This window comes from Vibrio sp. DNB22_10_4, from assembly GCF_052879755.1.
On record NZ_JBNNXW010000018.1, the window covers coordinates 39,445 to 56,216 of the forward strand.

Consider the following 16,772-nt stretch of genomic DNA (forward strand, 5'->3'; position numbering starts at 1 on the left):
CCACAAAACATCCTTTATAGGTCTCTTTTTATGCTCCAAATCACATAATACATGCTTTATTTGTACTCAATCACAATTTATTTATTATTGATTTGTTATGTTTTATTTTCAGGAGTAACTTAAGACCTGTCGAGAGACACAAGAATTACAAAAACAAAAATCTATACCAATAACAAAAAGGACCCTTCCATGTTAAGTGCTATACAACGCTTAGGTGGAGCAATGTTTACCCCAGTTTTGCTGTTTCCTTTTGTCGGGATCTTAGTGGGACTGACCATTGTTCTCAAAAACCCCATCTTTGTTGGCGACCTCGCTGATAAAGACGGTTTGTACTATCAAGTTTTACAAGTCATTGAAGAAGGTGGCTGGACTATCTTCCGTAACATGGCGCTACTTTTTGCCGTAGGCCTGCCGATTGGCCTTGCTAAAACCGCTCATGCTCGTGCCGTTATGGTGGTCATGGTTTCCTACCTAACCTTCAACTACTTTGTTGGTGCGATGGGTGGATTCTGGGGTGAGTTCTTCGATGTCGATTTCTCTCAAGCGATTGGTGGTACATCGGGTCTGACTGAAATTGCAGGTATTAAAACGCTGGACACTGGTATCTTTGGTGCCATCATCATCTCTGGTTTTGTTACCTGGATCCACAACCGTACTTTTGAAAAACAGCTACCTGCTTATCTAGGTATCTTCCAAGGTGCATCATTTGTTGCAATGATTTCATTCTTTGCAATGTTGCCAGCGGCTTGGTTAACGCTTTACATCTGGCCTTCAATCCAGCACGGCATTCTTAACCTACAAGGCTTCTTAGTTAGCTCAGGTTCATTCGGTGTGTGGCTATACACCTTCCTAGAACGCATCTTGATCCCTACAGGTCTGCACCACTTCGTCTACGCACCATTTGTATTCGGTAACGTAGCGACGCCAAATGGCATCACGGTTGACTGGTTTACTAACTTAGAGGCGTTCACGCAATCAACCCAATCAATGAAAGATCTCTTCCCTGCTGGCGGCTTTGCACTGCACGGTAACTCTAAGATCTTCGGTTGTACTGGTATTGCGCTAGCAATGTACCACACCGCAAAACCTGAAAACCGTCAAAAAGTTGCGGCACTTCTTATCCCAGCAACGTTAACCGCAGTATTGGTAGGTATCACTGAACCACTTGAGTTTACCTTCCTATTCATCGCGCCTTGGCTATTCGCAATCCACGCGATTCTTGCAGGCACTATGGCGATGGTGATGTACACCTTTGGTGTGGTCGGCAACATGGGTGGTGGCTTGATTGAATTTGCAACAGGTAACTGGATCCCACTACTGGGCAACCACACTGGCATGGTCGTGACTCAAATTGCTATCGGTCTGTGCTTCACAGCCATCTACTACGTGACGTTCAAATACCTCATCGTCAAGTTTGATGTGCCAATTGCAGGTCGCGGCGAAGCAGAAATGAAGTTGCACACTAAAAAAGACTTCAATGAGAAACACGGCATTACTGGTAAAGGTGGTGCAGGTACAGCAACCCCACTACAAATCCAAGCAGTAGAAACTATCGAAGGTTTGGGCGGCGTTCATAACATCGAAGATCTAAGTAACTGTGCGACCAGACTTCGCGTCACGGTCAAAGACCCAAGCAAAGTTCAAACAGCAGAATACTTTATGGAAACTGGTGCGGTGAACCTCGTGAAAAACGGTAAAGCCATCCAAGTCATCATCGGACTGAATGTCCCTCAGCTTAGAGAAGAGTGCGAAAAAATCTACAGCGCTTCTAAAACTGTCGACATGACACTGGCTCCGGCCACTTAGTCCAAGAGAAACGAATAGCAATACCTAGATAATCCATCTAGTCCAATAACGTAAACAAAACAGATACTAACAACATACTACCAAAGGGCGGTAGCGTACCGCCCTAGTCCAAGTGAGGCATATCATGAAAAAAGAATTCTCAGTAGTTATCGCAGGCGGCGGCTCAACATTCACTCCTGGCATCGTTATGATGCTGCTTGAAAACCAAGAGCGTTTTCCAATCCGCAAACTGAAATTCTACGACAACTTCGCTCAGCGCCAAGAGACTATCGCTGAAGCCTGTAAAATCTTGCTAAAAGAGCGTGCACCGCACATTGAGTTCTCATACACCACCGATCCTGAAGAAGCATTCACAGACATCGACTTCTGTATGGCTCATATTCGTGCTGGTCTTTACGCAATGCGTGAGCAAGACGAGAAAATTCCTCTACGCCACGGCTGTGTAGGCCAAGAAACCTGTGGTGCTGGCGGTGTGGCTTATGGCCTTCGCTCAATCCCTGCAGTTATCGAAATGATTGACTACATGGAAAAATACTCGCCAAACGCTTGGATGCTGAACTACTCAAACCCAGCAGCTATCGTCGCTGAAGCGTGCCGCGTAATGCGCCCTAACTCAAAAGTGCTTAACATCTGTGACATGCCAATTGGTATCGAAACTCGTATTGCAGAGATCCTTGGCTACGAAGACCGCAAACAGTTCGACATCATGTACTACGGCCTAAACCACTTCGGTTGGTGGAAAGAGTTCAAAGATGCGAAAACGGGTGAAGACTTGATGCCACGCATCAAAGAGTACATCAAAGAGAACGGCTACTTGCCACCAAGCGCAATTAACGGTGCACAGCACACAGACGAATCTTGGAAGCAAACCTTCATCAAAGTTCGTGACGTGTACGCACTTGACCCAGAAACGATTCCAAACACGTACCTCAAGTACTACATGTACCCAGACTACGTAGTAGAGCACTCTAACAAAGAGTTCACTCGTGCAAACGAAGTGATGGAAGGCCGTGAAAAAGAAGTGTTCACAGAATGTCACCGCATCATTGCCGCTGGCACAGCGGTAGACACAACTATCGAAGTCGAAGAACACGCATCTTACATTGTTGACCTAGCAACAGCGATTGCATTCAACACCAAAGAGCGCATGCTGCTCATCGTTCCAAACAACGGTGCCATCGCGAACTTTGACCCAACAGCCATGGTAGAAATCCCATGTATCGTCGACAACACAGGTGCGAAGCCGCTGCAAGTTGGCGCGATTCCTGAGTTCCAAAAAGGCATGATGAGCCAACAAGTTTCGGTTGAGAAGCTGGTAGTGGAAGCGCACGTTGAGGGCTCTTACCAAAAACTATGGCAAGCGCTAACGCTGTCAGCGACGATTCCAAGCGCAACGGTTGCGAAAGCGATTTTGGATGACCTGATTGAAGCCAACAAAGAATACTGGGTTGAGATGAAGTAATTAGTGTTTAGCCGACTTCACCAAAAAACCAACTCAAACTAATCGTCACCCCTGCGCAGGCAGGGGTCTTCTTTAAGCGCACACCAAGCCTTAAGTAGATTCCTGTCTTCACAGGAATGACGGTGTTGAGGGTTGTAAAGACCCAATTTAGTCGTCACCCCTGCGCAGGCAGGGGTCTACTTTAAGTGCGTACCAAGCCTTGAGTAGATTCCTGTCTTCACAGGAATGACGGTGTTGAGGGTTGTAAAGACCCAATTTAGTCGTCACCCCTGCGCAGCAGGGGTCTTCTTTAAGCGCACACCAAGCCTTAAGTAGTTTCCTGTCTACACAGGAATGACGGTGGCTAAGGGTTTTATTGCTTTAACAATTCATCCATTCTGGAGCAATAATATGTTGAGTATCACCACACTCGGCTATATCGCAGCGTTCTGCACCACTTGTTCTTTCATTCCTCAAGTGCTGCACATATTCAAGACCCGAGATACCCAATCCATCTCACTAGCAATGTATTCAATCTTCGTCACCGGTGTCGCGCTTTGGCTTGCGTATGGTGTATTAGTGACTGACCCACCAATCATCATTGCCAACGCCATCACCTTATTGCTCGCCTCCATCATTCTGATTATGAAAATCAAAGATGTCACCGGCAAACGACCAACCTTCTCCAAAACCAGCGCTTGATAAAGCGTGACCTCCAAGCCAAGCTCCCCCTGCTTGGCTTTTTTCATTGTAAAACTCTTGAACTGCACAACAGTTTGTATAGGTGTTATGGCGCTATAGTTTCAGCAATTCAAACACTTATAAAAAACAAGGATACGTCATGTTGTCTTATTCTCTTCGCACCTCTATTTTAGCTCTGTCTATCGCTGCCTCGTGTGGTGCGATGGCGTCACAAGCATCGTCAGTGACACCAGAAGATACCTTTCCGAGCACACAAGCGTGGCTAACACACGCCAAGCAAGGTCTCGCTCCTTACTGGATGCATGAAGCAGCGCAAGGTGTCCCCGTCGGCAATTTCCCAACATTTCGCTGCGATAATGGAGAGTTATTAGACATATCCAACGTCTGCCCAGAGCTGCAACACGGCTGGATCATCCCTCACTTTGGGCGCGAATACACACGTATGAAGTCACGCCAGACTTACGCTTATGGCGTTCTTTTTCATCTTACCGGCGATGTTAAAGCGCTCGAACTTGCCAAAGACGGGGCTTACTACCTCATTGACCAACTTCAAGACGCCGAGAACGGTGGATTTATCTCGTTCACCGAAGATGATAAGCCGGGTCTAAAGTGGACACAACGCACCTCACAAGACCAAGCTTACGCCCTTGTTGGCCTTGCCATGTATTACTACCTAACGCGCGACCCTAAGGTAGAGAAAGCACTCGTCGAACAGCAAGCGTTCATCTTCGACAAATACAAACTCAGTGACGACGTCGGCCTAGCCTGGGTATTGGAAGATGGCGATGACCAAAGCGCCAAACAACACGAACTGGTCGCACAGCTTGATCAAATCAATGGCTACATGCTCCTAGTCGCCCCTCTACTTCCCGAGCCTCATAAAACCAAATGGCTAGCGGATCTCGAGTGGCTAACACAAATCTTAGTCAATGATTATCACGCCGATGATGAGCAGCGATTCTACGGAGCCATACACCACAAAGCCGTGATGCAGCCTAACGCGAAACATAATGACTTCGGTCATACCATTAAAGCGTATTGGATGACCTATCTCACCGCCCAGCTCCTAGATAAGCCAGACTGGGAGACCTTCGCTAAGCAAGGCATGGAAGCAACACTAGAAAGAGCCCAGTACAACATGCCATTTGAATATGTCGCCGATTTCTTCCCCAAAGAGCAGCAAGAAGCGCTAAAAGGCACCACCATCCCGACATGGCAAAGTAGACCAAACAGTGGTGGCGCCTCTTCTTGGGAATGGGCGGAGCTTGACCAAGCCGCTATGACGCTCTCTATGGATGTTGGAAAAGCTAGAGCACCACTCGGTGATACCACCACTGGCTTTATGAACGTATGGGTTGACCATAAATATGGCGGTGTGGGTCTAAATCCAAAATCAACCAAAGCCTTCCACTGGGGAAATGGTTATCACCAATTTGAACACGCTCTGATTGGCACACTGGCATCAGGGTCACTCAATCATAACCCAGTGACCCTGTATTACGCAGTGAACGATGAAAGACTCCCAAGCTTCACGCCATACTACTATCAAGGCAAAGTGAACAAGACCACATCGCTCAAGAATGGCAAGGTTCAGGCGGTAAGCTTTAGTGACATCACACCTTAGCTTTTATGCAAAAGGGCTGAAGTCATGCAAAGAAGGTAAGAAAATCGAAGAAACGGGCAGGAATCACTTGGTTTCAAAGGCATAACCTGCGACAATCCGCCCGTTATTCACCCTTGATTACAGATGGTCAATTATGCAAATCTTAGTACGCAACCTATCTCGCGAAACCACAGAGCACGATGTACGCCTTCAGTTCCGTGAGTACGGCCGAGTTACCGAGTGCACACTCGTACTAGACACAGAGACAGGAAAGTCGAAGGGCTTCGCGTTTGTAACTATGCCTGAAATTGAAGAAGCGAAGGTAGCGATTAAAGAGCTAAACCTAACTATGTTTGGTGGCAGCAAGATCCGCGTTAAATTCGCCGGTCACTAATTTTTTAGTGCAAGTCTTTTAGGTCAAGTCACCTAGCCATCAAGATAGAAAACACCAGCCATTTCGGTTGGTGTTTTAGTTTGTAGCCATGCCTAATTAAGGCTGCTCAAGCAGCGATGCGTGAACAGCCCCTGTTTCACGGGCATCCGCATACGCTTTCTTGATCACATCCGCTATCTTCTCTGCAATCATAATCGTTGGCGCATTAGTATTTCCTCCAACCAAGGTTGGCATTACTGACGCATCGACCACTCTTAGGTTTTCCAGCCCATAAACCGAAAGGTCATTGTCCACCACAGCTAATGGGTCTTGCTCAGTACCCATTTTACAGGTACCAATTGGGTGATACTGGGTATCAGCGCGATTACGAATATCTTGCTCTATCGCCTCATCGTCATTTGGATCGACAGGATAGAAACAATCTCCTCGAACCTCATCAAACGCAGCGCTATTGAGCATTTGATATTGCTTCTTCCACCCTTTAATCATGACTGTCATATCGTCAGGATCAGCAAAGAACGCGGGATCAATCTGCGGAGCGTCATATGGGTCGGCGCTATTGAGCTTTACTGTCCCGATGCTTTTTGGTCTTAGTAAGGTAACATGCGAGCTAAAGCCATGGCTGGCATGGATTTTTCTCGCGTGATCGTCCACTACAGCTACAACAAATACAAACTCCAAATCCGGTACCGACACGCTATCATCGGAGCATAAAAAACCGATGCCTTCGGCAAAGTTACTGCTCAGCTTGCCTTCACGCTGTCTCAACCATTTTGGCAATGCCTTGGACATTTCAGCCGCCATCTGTAACGACACCCCAAACGTTTCTCGCTTCGCTGAGCATTTATAACTGTGCACTAAGTCGATGTGGTCTTGCAGGTTCTCCCCGACTCCGGGAAGCTCGTGCACTTGCTCAATACCGTGCTTATCGAGCTCTGCTTTCGCACCCACTCCGGAAAGCATGAGGATCTGCGGCGAACCAAATGCACCAGCACTTAGTATCACTTCTCTATCGCAGAAAATCTGAAAGCGCTTATCTTTCAATCCATACTCAACGCCCACTGCACGCTTGCCCTCAAACAAAACTTTGTGGGTGGTCGCTTTGGTAAGCACGGTTAGATTCGGTCGGTGCAGGTTCGGTGTCAGGTAAGCCTTTGCGGCGCTGCATCGCTCACCATTTCTCTGCGTTACTTGCGTTTGCATCGCGCCAAGTTGCTCGGCTCCATTCACATCAGCGTTTCTTGGTACCCCAATAGATCCGCAAGCATCAAGATAACGCTCAACCATCTCACTGGGTGAACGCAGATTGGCCACATTAAGCGGTCCACCCTGACCATGATAATCATTATGAAAGACTTCGTTATTCTCAGCCTTTTTAAAGTAAGGCAGACATTGCTCATAGTCCCAACCGCTGTTGCCTAGTGCTGCCCACAGATCGTAATCATAATGGTGCCCGCGCGCATACATCATGGCATTGATCGAGCTCGAACCACCGAGTGTTTTACCACGCGGTTGATAACCCTTGCGTCCATTCAATCCTGGTTGAGGTACGGTTTCAAAACCCCAGTTGTTTATCTTGGTCGGCATCATGACCACACAGCCAACAGGCGTGTGAATAAACGGGCTTGAGTCTTTGCCGCCCGCCTCTAACAAGCACACTGAAACAGATGGGTCTTCGGATAAACGTGAAGCAAGCACACACCCAGCGGAGCCGCCGCCAACAATAATAAAATCATAGCGATCCATTGCCGATCTCCTCTGCAACGGTTTTGACGATATCGAGAGGATGCAACTCTCGCTTGAGGATCTTGCCAGTCGCTGTCATAGGAAGTGATGGGCGAATGAAGACGCGACGCGGATACTTGTAGTCCGCCAACTGGCTTTTGCACCATGCGACCAGAGTTTCACCCTCGCAGCTTGAGGTCTCATGGAGCACCACGTGCGCATGTATCTCTTCCCCTAGCCTTTTATCATGCTCCCCGACGACCGCAACCATCTCGACGTCAGGATGACACATCAATACCTCTTCGATTTCTCGCGGATAGACGTTGTAACCACCACGAATGATCATGTCTTTAACGCGGTCGACAATGAATAGATTGCCGTGCTCATCCAAACGTCCAATATCACCCGTTAAAAACCAACCGTCTCGAATCGACTCAGCGGTCGCTTCGGCACGTCCATAGTAGCCCTTCATCACACTTGGGCTTTTAATGCATACCTCTCCCAACTCACCGCAGCCCAACGTATTGCCCTGAACATCGGTAATCTTGATCATATGACCACACAAAGGTTGTCCAACACTGCCCGGCAGCCTATCGCCATCTATGTGATTAAAGGTGGCGACGGGCGCAGTTTCCGACAGTCCATAGCCTTCTAACACGGGCAGTTCAAACCTTGATTCAAACTGGCGAATCACCTCGACTGGCATAGAGGCGCCACCCGACACACCCAGTCTCAAACTGTGTTTTACCTGCTCAGATTGCTCTGAAGACTGCTCGCCAGCGGTAAGCAGGGCAATATACATGGTCGGTACGCCTGCAAATACACTCACCTTATGCGAGATGATCTGCTCTATCACTAGCTTGGGCTCAAAGCGCGGTATCAGCACCATGCTAGAGCCTGTTAAAACACTGGCGTTCATCATCACGGTTTGACCAAAACTGTGGAACAAAGGTAGGGTCAGCATCGTGGTGTCGCTGTACTCAAGGCGCATCAAATACTGAGACGCCATGGCATTGGTTAGCATATTCGTGTGGGAGAGCTCCGCCCCTTTAGGTTGCCCTGTGGTGCCAGAGGTATAAAGAATGACAGCGGTGTCATCGCCTTGCCTCGTGATGGACTCAAACGGCTGTGGCGATGCCTCTAGCCAGATCTCGAGTGCTTGCTCAGTATCGGTTGATGCAAGCATAGAGATAAAGTGCTCACAATGCGGCGCCTGAGCAAAGCCTATGCGTCCGTACTGCTCATCAGCACTGGTTTGCTCTGCTTCAAAACAGAAATACGCTTTTGCATCTGAGTCATTCAGGTGATAAGCAATCTCTCGACTTTTGAATAGGGTATTGAGGGGAACCACCACGCATCCAGCCTTCAAGATGCCGTAATACACAATAGGAAAATAGGTCATATTAGGGCACGACAGCGCCACTTTATCACCCGGTACTAAGCCAAGTTTTACTAAGTTGCGAGCCACGATATTCGCGTAGTCGTCCAATTGCTGATAACTCACGTCATCGTTGCCCATTTTAAGTGCGGCTTTGGTAGGGAAAAGCGCAGCACTTCGCTCTAGATTAACGGCGAGGTTGTGCATCTTAGGTCTCCTTTTAGGGTGTACGACGCCAGCCCTCGCTGGCGTTCCGAAGATTCTTGTAAGACGAAGGTTTGAATTTGTTGTTGGATGAAACTGAGTTGTCGCTAACGGCGTTTACTGAGACTCGGATCTGGTTTGCCGACAAACACGCGCACAACCAGCTTCTGAACCCAGGTACCATAAGGGGGAGAGAACAACTGAATCGGGAACCAACCGCGCATCTGCAATACAGAGCGGGCATGACTCAACTCTCGAAAGCCTTCTTCGCCGTGATAGTTACCAATACCAGAATTACCCACACCGCCAAACGGAACCGAGTGGTTGAGCACATGCCAGCCCCAATCATTGATAGTGACGCCACCACTGTGCGTCTGCTCTAACACATGCTCACGCGCGGCTTCGTCATAGCTAAACAGGTAACAAGCAAGGGGTCTTGGGCGCTCTGTGATGTACTCAATCACATCATCGATGTCTCGGTAGCCATGAACAGGCAGGAGTGGTCCAAATATCTCTTCCTGACAGATACGCATGTTCGGGGCTAGGTTGGTCGCCACATAAAGCGGTGTTTTACGCCCTTCTCCGTCCGGCAAGCATTGAGTAATGGTTGCGCCTTTTTGCTTGGCGTCTTCGAGCAGTTCATTGAATCTTAGATGCTGAGAATCATCCACCAGCGAGGTGTAGTCAGCATTTCCCTTGATGTCACTGTACATCGCGATATGACTTTGCTTTAACCCCTCAACAAACTCCGTCACTTTAGATTCAGGAACAAATGCATAGTCAGGCGCGATGCAGATCTGCCCGGAGTTAAAGCCTTTGCCGTGAGCAATGCGACTCGCCGCTGTTTGAATATCGTAATCATCAAACACAATAACCGGTGACTTGCCGCCGAGCTCAAGCGTGACAGGCGTTAGGTTCGCAGCAGCATTGGCCATAATGATTTTGCCACTCGCTGGCGAGCCAGTGAAAACCAAATGATCAAAAGGAAGATGTGAGATCTCCATTGCCTCAGGATGAGTGCCGTCCACAATTCGAACCAGATCCGTTGGGTAGATCTCTGCCAACATACCCTTAAGCACCTTGGTGGTCGCTGGACAGTTTGGTGGCATCTTGATCATACATCGATTGCCAGCCGCCAACGCGGTGATCATAGGGCCAAGGGATAAATAAAGTGGGAAGTTCCAAGGACAGATAATACCCACCACCCCCTTCGGCTGATAACGGACCTCCAACTTATTACCCTTAAATAACCATTCTGTCGGGCGACGTTGCGATTTCATCCAACCCTTTAGGTGGCTGAGCACATGTTTGATATCGAGAACCGGCGCCATGACATCCGCCATGATGGATTCTGTATGACTGCGACCACCAAAATCATCACTCATCGCCTCTGCTAGCACATCTTGGTAGCGAGTCAGTTGCGTTTTCAACGCTTGTAAACGCTGCTTTCTTATTGCAAGACTCGGGTTTGTCTCTTGTTGATACGCCTGCTCAAGCTCCGAAAACCAAGTTGTTAATTCACTCACCCCTTGATTATTGCATTCAACCAAATCACCTTTAGGCCAATCAATCATTTCACTCATTTATCTATCCCGTACGTCATTTTGCTTAATTACAACATTCTGATAACATTAATCACAGGTTGCATAGAGACAAAAAACGGTGATATTCGGACATTCGTCAGACATGGCGTGTCTGCATTTGAGCTATGTTGACGCTAACTTATTGAAACTATGTCGGTTAGGAACGGGAGAATCATCAATGCAGTACACCGCAGTCTACGAGCCCGATTTACAAGCGTGTGGAATTTTAGATCTTCAGCTTATGACCCGATACCTAGAGGGGAAGATGCCAACCGAATCTCTATTTGAAGGCACCCCACTGACCGCGGACCAACTCTATCAACCCGATACTAAGGTGACGATGGCGCAGAAAATGGCCATTTTCAGCAACGCCCTCTCCCATGTTCATGAACCCGGGCTCGGCTTAAAAGTGGGTCAACAAGCAAGATTTAGCGACTTCGGCGTATTAGGTTACGCCGTCTTTAGCAGCAACACTATGTTGGATGCCCTGATGATGGGCTTTAAATACTTGCGCCTAGCTGGACCTGTTTTAAAAAAACAGATGTGGGTTGAGAACAACCTAGGGTATTTTCGAGCCGAGCAACTCGTTGACCTAAGAGACTTACTGCCCTTCTTCTGCGAATACTGGTTTACCGCTATTCAAAACCTCTGTGAAGAAGTCATGCAACAACAATTCTCATCCAAGCTGATTCGCTTTCCTTACCCAGAGCCGGAACACAGCGACTTATACCGACAGATTTTTCACTGCCCCATTGAATTTAATGCGGACTACCTTGAATGGCAGTTTGATGCCACCACGCTCTATGACCCACTCCCAGCGGCCAACACCATGACGCTGCAGATGTGCCTAAAGTCATGTGATGAGCTGCTCGCAACAGTTCAAGGCTCCACCAGCCTGAATGAGAAAATCACTCAGCTGTTTGTCGAACAACTTGGCAACTATCCATCCATTGAATCGCTCTCGTCAGAACTTGGCATGTCATCGCGAACGCTGCGTCGCCACCTAAAGAGTGAGGGCACCAGTTACCAACAACTGCTCGATGATGTCCGGTATCGGCTGGCAAGGCACTATCTTCTGAATACGCAGATTACCATTGAAGAGATATCCGATAGAGTCGGCTTTTCTGATAGCGCTAACTTTCGCCACGCATTTAAAAAATGGAGTGGCCACTCACCAAAAGGGTTTAGGAATAACCAAGACCTCAATAGTTACACCAACGGCTAAGAGACTACCTACATGCAACCGGCAGACAATCACCAAATGCCGCCATGTAACCTACTCATTTTCAACTGATATCGCTTATAAACTGGGCTTTTTTGCTTGGTTATATGCGATACCGTACAAAACTCACTTTTTTGTATTGCAACGAAGTATTTGCCGTTCTAGCCTATAAACAGTTCAATAGACTCAAAAGGAATTACAGTGTCCCTTTCTCGTATCACTCTTACACTGACGCTCCTCGCATCCGCTACCAGTTACGCAAGCCCGGTACAGTTTCTACTTGGCGTCGACAGCCATAAAGGTTTTGCTGGCGGCATAGAAACCATCGTCTACGATAACTTTATTATCGGCGGCCAGTTTAATTTTGGCTCTTCCGACGAAAGCAACAGTCAGACAGGCACTTACCCAGGCATTACCAACCCAACGTTTACCAGCAAAAAATCGGCACAGCATTACGGTCTATACACTGGTTACCGATTTAATGACGGAATGTTAGACGGCTTGGCGCTCAAACTCGGCATTGCTCAAATGAACGTCAACATCAGTGAAGATGTTTATGGCACGGACGGGAATTCAGATATCATTTACGATATCAACGAGCGTAAATACCAACCTTTCGTCGGTCTTGGCTACCATGTTAGCGAGCGTTTTTCACTCAATGTACACGCACACTTAGCCGGTATCGATACCATCAATGTTGACGGCAAAACACTGGACTCAGGTTTTGATGCAACGACGCTAAGCTTTATGGCCGGGTTTACCTTCTAGCCTGTTTAGACTCAAAATAATTTCCAACTGTTGAATCGGATAGTGCCCGTTTCGGGCCTATCGACACCCTTCTGATAACATCATCACCAAAAGCCTCATATTTCTCGATACATATCAAACAAGTCACACACCTTAGGGTTTGCGACTGTGCATTGAATCGGATTAACCTGATATCAACCAAATAGAAACCTCTATCTTGCCGCACTTAGACTAGGGAAAGTGAGTTAACTATGCCGTATGAGCTAAAGGATTTTGAAAATAACGAAATCAGCTTCGCTGAGCTGAACAACAAGTCTTTTGCCTGTGCGCAAGGGGAGAATCAAGAGAGCTTGTTCGTAAAAACCTTTAAAAAGTTGCAAGACAACGGATTTATTCAGTCTGAAGAGCGTATCGCCATCCATCCAGAGAAGGAAGCCAACCCTTATCATCCCGACTTGATCGTAAACGAGAAGCTCGTCGCTGAACTGAAAACCAAGGCGTCACCACTGTTTATGGCGCAGAACTACGGTATCGACCCTCAATACGCACTCACCATGGATTTAAAAGACTCTCTACATTACAACAAACTGCTTGAGCAAGGTACAGACGTCACCATCTATGTTTGGGTGAAGTGGGCAGCCAAAACAATGCAACGCTATTCTGTGCAAAACGGGCAAAAGTGCTACAACGACGAAGTCTTTGAAGTTGGACAATTAGCGGGGATATGGAAGGTGAACTTCTCCCAATTGCGTCAGTTCGAACGTGACTATCAAGTGCCCATTCATTGGTACAAGGAAGAATTTCGAAAACCACCTGAATACTCACGCGATGAGCCAGAACACAAAGCGTGGTATGACTATCTTGAAAACTTTGAGCCGAGACTAGTCAACCCTACGACAAACAAACTGAAGAACATCACCTCAAAAGGTTATGACAAAGACACTCTTTACACCAAAGGCGACTCTTCTGGCAGTTACGTCTTTGACCTAAGAAACCCAATGTTCCAGAGACTTTACTGGAATCATAAAAGCCCCAAGCGTCTTTGTTTGGACATACAACATTATCGCTAAATGCAAACAAGGAAGCCAAACGGCTTCCTTGTTTGCATTTGGGTACTACTCGTTATTACGCGTTGCCAGTGGTTGGCTGCTCAAGAGATTCGATATCGTTAAGTAGCCTTACCAGTGAATGCCCTAACGCTTTAGACATATTCACCGGTACCGCATTACCGATTTGCTTGTACGCAGCGTTCTTCGAGCCTTTAAACTCCCAATTGTCCGGGAAAGTCTGAATACGTGCGTACTCTCTTACTTGAAGCGGGCGCGTTTCAATAGGATGGCAGCGTTCCGTTTGTTTTTGTGCTGGAGACGTGGTGAGAGTCAAACTCGGCTCATCCAAAGAGAGACGTCTTGCCATGCCCGTCTTACCACCACCTAGGAAGTAGCTTCCTCCCATGTATTCACGCTGCAGATCATCTGACAGATCGCGCCAGTAGCCACCTTGCGGTACATGCTCCATGATTTCGCGTTTGCGCTCTGGGTAAAGCTGGCCTTCTGACTCAGGTACATCCGTGTCGTAAAGTTCACCCGCGTAAAATGCATCACGAAGCGTCATCACTTTGCGATAAGGTGAAGGCCAATGAAACTTCACTTTTTGCGCCAGATCTTTTCGGATAGCGACCAAAATCAAGCGTTCACGTTTTTGTGGAACTTTATAGAAAATCGCTTTGAGTACACGCGGCTCTACCAACTCATAACCGAGTTCATCAATGACGCTTTTAATGGTTTCTAGGGTGCGACCATCGTCGTGAGTAAGCAGTGCTCTTACGTTTTCTGCCAAAAATACTTTTGGCTGAGTTTCTTTGATGGCACGCGCCATTTCGAAAAACAAAGTACCGCGCGTATCTTCAAAACCTAGGCTCTTACCTGCATAAGAAAATGCCTGACATGGGAAGCCACCAGTCAGAATATCCACCTCTTCTTCAATCTGGGTGAAATCCACTTTAGCAATGTCGCCTTCAATCACATTCCAATCTGGTCGGTTATGGCGTAACGTCGCACAGGCGTGCTTGTCCATTTCGTTAAGAAGAATGCTCTCAAGACCGGCTTGTTCCATACCAATAGCAAGGCCGCCACCACCAGCGAACAGCTCGACCAGTTTGTAAGGTCGCAATGGTTTCACAGCGCGTTCATCATCCCAAAGGGTTTGAACCATCGACTGGATCTCTGGGTGATGTTCAACTTGGTCAAGCCCAATGGTGCCAGACTCTTCGCAGCGCTTTAATTCGCCACGACGAATACGTGCTTCCATGGTCGATTTAGATTGGGAAAGGATATCCGCTAATACTTCAACACTAAAATTCATTTTCTTCTCTTTGGACATCATAACAATGACGCTTCCAATAGTAGATAAGAACTGTACAAACATACAGCCCTCATTTGTTCGGGTTGACTATTCTACCTGTTTTTAAAAGTGCAGACTACCTGCCAAAAGCTCTGACTGTCATCAAACTTCCGCGCTAAGTGGTTACGTTTACGTTTGCCAGTCGCCCTACTTTTTCAAATAGCCTAGGGTTTGCGCCATACGCTCGGCGTTTTCTTTAACCCAGCCAGAGTCAAAAGGCCCCCAAGAGACAATTTGATAGTGACCATTTTTCAGCGCCCCAGTGAACTCACACTCGATATCAAGCTCATGTAAGGCATTAATCGTGTCTTGAGCCGTGCGGCGTGGAATTTCGATGCTAGATTGGATCTTTGGGATGGTGTTGCAGCCAGAATCAATAAGATAAGCGAGATACAAGCGGCGATAAAATGAAGTTTTAGTTTTACTAGGGGTCATGCGTCCTTTTCCTTGGAAAGAGGAAGAGCATTGCGCTCCCCCTCTAATGATTCATCATCCGGGCAGGTTGATGTCATCCGAAATAGACTAGCAAAATTTGATACTTAGAGCCAGTTAAGCCGCCAACTGCATTAGGAAAGCATCTTTGCGAGCGTTGAATCGCTCTACGAGATCATCGATCGCCTCATCCGAATAAGGTTTAAGACCGCTAGCCACCATTCGCTTGACGCCTTTACCAATGACAATGCCGTCTTCTTTAAAGTTGAAATTCAGTGTCACCGTACCGCGCTTACCTTCAATATCAAACGTTGCACCGCTAAACTCAACCTCTGGGTGCGTCAGATCTAAACGAGAAAACTCCACTTCCATGCTCTCGTAAATCACCAGCGGGCGCTGGGAGTTGATCATCATCTGCTTTTCCTGCATCAGTGGCACCATAATGTGCGGGAAGTTCATGCCAGAGAATTGAACGTAGTTCGATACCACGTGTTCAATAAACTCAGCAGAACGGCTTTGCTCACCTGAGTGAGAGAAACGCAGATACTCTTTGCCATTATCATCGACAACCACAGATTCACTGTCGCTGTTACGCTGTACTTCGAGTTCAACACCGTCGTTGACCATTCCAGAGAATTCAAAACGCATCTTTTGGCTAATGCCTTCTTTATCTAGCAAGGCTGCAAAAAGCAGATCGCCCGGCACACAAAAGCGCTTGCTGTCTTCGTCGTGGATAGGATTGAAATCCCCAGCGACTTTTTTAGCAAAATGGCTAGCTTGTTGACGAGTGAACTGGAACTTCGAATTTTCTCTTGAAATATAAGGTGTTAGAAACATACAACGACACTATTAATTTAAAAACTGGCGGAAGTATAACGTATGCCACCTAAGGCAATGGTCTATCCAGATAAATACCTAAATACTTAGTTGTTTAACGCAGCAACTTCTTGTAATATCGCCGCTCATTTTCGGTCTTATTATTCGTTCCTTGCTTCCTCTGGACGACCGACCAACTGTGGAAGCTAATAATCCGTAAGGAGCAACCAATGCGTCACTACGAAATCGTATTCATGGTGCACCCTGATCAAAGCGAGCAAGTTGCTGGCATGATCGAGCGTTACACTGGTTCAAT

Annotated in this window: 14 protein-coding genes and 1 pseudogene; 9 read left to right on the forward strand and 6 right to left on the reverse strand. The window is 47.3% G+C overall.

The features are described 5' to 3' along the window. The first annotated feature begins 189 nt into the window (after nucleotides 1-189). The 5 genes from ACVA6Q_RS22550 (at nucleotide 190) to ACVA6Q_RS22570 (ending at nucleotide 5,946) form a co-directional block, all read left to right on the forward strand. Complete coding sequence (locus ACVA6Q_RS22550) at nucleotides 190-1,806, forward strand: alpha-glucoside-specific PTS transporter subunit IIBC (RefSeq protein ID WP_446648992.1); 1,617 nt, start codon at nucleotides 190-192, stop codon at nucleotides 1,804-1,806. Between the two features lie 124 nt (nucleotides 1,807-1,930). Next, nucleotides 1,931-3,268: a 6-phospho-alpha-glucosidase gene (locus tag ACVA6Q_RS22555; protein ID WP_446648993.1), complete on the forward strand. Its 1,338-nt coding sequence runs from the start codon at nucleotides 1,931-1,933 to the stop codon at nucleotides 3,266-3,268. A 390-nt stretch (nucleotides 3,269-3,658) separates the two neighbouring features. After that, nucleotides 3,659-3,949 carry a SemiSWEET transporter gene (locus ACVA6Q_RS22560; RefSeq protein ID WP_353496506.1) on the forward strand — a complete coding sequence of 97 codons (291 nt, stop codon included), beginning with the start codon at nucleotides 3,659-3,661 and terminating at the stop codon, nucleotides 3,947-3,949. A gap of 202 nt (nucleotides 3,950-4,151) precedes the next feature. Then, nucleotides 4,152-5,573, forward strand: a complete 1,422-nt coding sequence (locus ACVA6Q_RS22565; RefSeq protein WP_446649003.1) for an N-acylglucosamine 2-epimerase — start codon at nucleotides 4,152-4,154, stop codon at nucleotides 5,571-5,573. Nucleotides 5,574-5,706: 133 nt separating this feature from the next. Then, on the forward strand, nucleotides 5,707-5,946 hold the full coding sequence (locus ACVA6Q_RS22570; RefSeq protein WP_446648994.1) for an RNA recognition motif domain-containing protein: 240 nt from the start codon (nucleotides 5,707-5,709) through the stop codon (nucleotides 5,944-5,946). A gap of 96 nt (nucleotides 5,947-6,042) precedes the next feature. Here the strand turns inward: ACVA6Q_RS22570 and ACVA6Q_RS22575 are convergent, their stop codons facing one another. The 3 genes from ACVA6Q_RS22575 to ACVA6Q_RS22585 form a co-directional block, all read right to left on the reverse strand. Then, a complete protein-coding gene (locus ACVA6Q_RS22575; RefSeq protein WP_446648995.1) occupies nucleotides 6,043-7,692 on the reverse strand; it encodes a GMC family oxidoreductase in 1,650 nt (549 codons plus the stop codon). After that, nucleotides 7,679-9,256, reverse strand: coding sequence for a long-chain-fatty-acid--CoA ligase (locus ACVA6Q_RS22580; RefSeq protein ID WP_446648996.1), 1,578 nt, complete (start codon nucleotides 9,254-9,256; stop codon nucleotides 7,679-7,681). The genes ACVA6Q_RS22575 and ACVA6Q_RS22580 overlap by 14 nt, the downstream gene beginning before the upstream one ends. Before the next feature lie 104 nt (nucleotides 9,257-9,360). Then, nucleotides 9,361-10,836 (reverse strand): coniferyl aldehyde dehydrogenase, encoded by a 1,476-nt coding sequence (locus ACVA6Q_RS22585; RefSeq protein WP_446648997.1) that lies wholly within the window; start codon nucleotides 10,834-10,836, stop codon nucleotides 9,361-9,363. 178 nt (nucleotides 10,837-11,014) lie between these two features. Here ACVA6Q_RS22585 and ACVA6Q_RS22590 point away from each other — a divergent pair, with 178 nt between their 5' ends. From ACVA6Q_RS22590 to ACVA6Q_RS22600, 3 genes are all read left to right on the forward strand, one after another. Beyond that, nucleotides 11,015-12,061 carry an AraC family transcriptional regulator gene (locus tag ACVA6Q_RS22590; protein ID WP_446648998.1) on the forward strand — a complete coding sequence of 349 codons (1,047 nt, stop codon included), beginning with the start codon at nucleotides 11,015-11,017 and terminating at the stop codon, nucleotides 12,059-12,061. Nucleotides 12,062-12,259: 198 nt separating this feature from the next. Beyond that, nucleotides 12,260-12,826: an outer membrane beta-barrel protein gene (locus ACVA6Q_RS22595; protein WP_446648999.1), complete on the forward strand. Its 567-nt coding sequence runs from the start codon at nucleotides 12,260-12,262 to the stop codon at nucleotides 12,824-12,826. A 230-nt stretch (nucleotides 12,827-13,056) separates the two neighbouring features. Further along, on the forward strand, nucleotides 13,057-13,875 hold the full coding sequence (locus ACVA6Q_RS22600) for a hypothetical protein (RefSeq protein ID WP_446649000.1): 819 nt from the start codon (nucleotides 13,057-13,059) through the stop codon (nucleotides 13,873-13,875). A 55-nt stretch (nucleotides 13,876-13,930) separates the two neighbouring features. On the opposite strand, the gene ACVA6Q_RS22605 is transcribed toward ACVA6Q_RS22600, so the two are convergent. The 3 genes from ACVA6Q_RS22605 to ACVA6Q_RS22615 all read right to left on the reverse strand — a co-directional run bounded on the left by ACVA6Q_RS22605 (nucleotide 13,931) and on the right by ACVA6Q_RS22615 (nucleotide 16,477). Next, nucleotides 13,931-15,232, reverse strand: coding sequence for a DNA cytosine methyltransferase (locus ACVA6Q_RS22605; RefSeq protein WP_446649001.1), 1,302 nt, complete (start codon nucleotides 15,230-15,232; stop codon nucleotides 13,931-13,933). 123 nt (nucleotides 15,233-15,355) lie between these two features. Further along, nucleotides 15,356-15,643 carry a helix-turn-helix domain-containing protein gene (locus tag ACVA6Q_RS22610; protein ID WP_446649002.1) on the reverse strand — a complete coding sequence of 96 codons (288 nt, stop codon included), beginning with the start codon at nucleotides 15,641-15,643 and terminating at the stop codon, nucleotides 15,356-15,358. A gap of 114 nt (nucleotides 15,644-15,757) precedes the next feature. Beyond that, nucleotides 15,758-16,477, reverse strand: coding sequence for a DUF3581 domain-containing protein (locus ACVA6Q_RS22615; RefSeq protein WP_429761826.1), 720 nt, complete (start codon nucleotides 16,475-16,477; stop codon nucleotides 15,758-15,760). 209 nt (nucleotides 16,478-16,686) lie between these two features. Here ACVA6Q_RS22615 and rpsF point away from each other — a divergent pair. After that, nucleotides 16,687-16,772, forward strand: a pseudogene (gene rpsF / locus ACVA6Q_RS22620) (30S ribosomal protein S6); the annotation flags it as partial.

Coding starts and splice junctions, on each gene's coding strand:
- ACVA6Q_RS22560 (WP_353496506.1), top strand. CDS start 3,659: ATGTTGAGTATCACCACACTCGGCTATATCGCAGCGTTCTGCACCACT.
- ACVA6Q_RS22550 (WP_446648992.1), top strand. CDS start 190: ATGTTAAGTGCTATACAACGCTTAGGTGGAGCAATGTTTACCCCAGTT.
- ACVA6Q_RS22580 (WP_446648996.1), bottom strand. CDS start 9,256: ATGCACAACCTCGCCGTTAATCTAGAGCGAAGTGCTGCGCTTTTCCCT.
- ACVA6Q_RS22585 (WP_446648997.1), bottom strand. CDS start 10,836: ATGAGTGAAATGATTGATTGGCCTAAAGGTGATTTGGTTGAATGCAAT.
- ACVA6Q_RS22590 (WP_446648998.1), top strand. CDS start 11,015: ATGCAGTACACCGCAGTCTACGAGCCCGATTTACAAGCGTGTGGAATT.
- ACVA6Q_RS22600 (WP_446649000.1), top strand. CDS start 13,057: ATGCCGTATGAGCTAAAGGATTTTGAAAATAACGAAATCAGCTTCGCT.
- ACVA6Q_RS22605 (WP_446649001.1), bottom strand. CDS start 15,232: ATGTTTGTACAGTTCTTATCTACTATTGGAAGCGTCATTGTTATGATG.
- ACVA6Q_RS22575 (WP_446648995.1), bottom strand. CDS start 7,692: ATGGATCGCTATGATTTTATTATTGTTGGCGGCGGCTCCGCTGGGTGT.
- ACVA6Q_RS22555 (WP_446648993.1), top strand. CDS start 1,931: ATGAAAAAAGAATTCTCAGTAGTTATCGCAGGCGGCGGCTCAACATTC.
- ACVA6Q_RS22615 (WP_429761826.1), bottom strand. CDS start 16,477: ATGTTTCTAACACCTTATATTTCAAGAGAAAATTCGAAGTTCCAGTTC.
- ACVA6Q_RS22570 (WP_446648994.1), top strand. CDS start 5,707: ATGCAAATCTTAGTACGCAACCTATCTCGCGAAACCACAGAGCACGAT.
- ACVA6Q_RS22565 (WP_446649003.1), top strand. CDS start 4,152: ATGGCGTCACAAGCATCGTCAGTGACACCAGAAGATACCTTTCCGAGC.
- ACVA6Q_RS22610 (WP_446649002.1), bottom strand. CDS start 15,643: ATGACCCCTAGTAAAACTAAAACTTCATTTTATCGCCGCTTGTATCTC.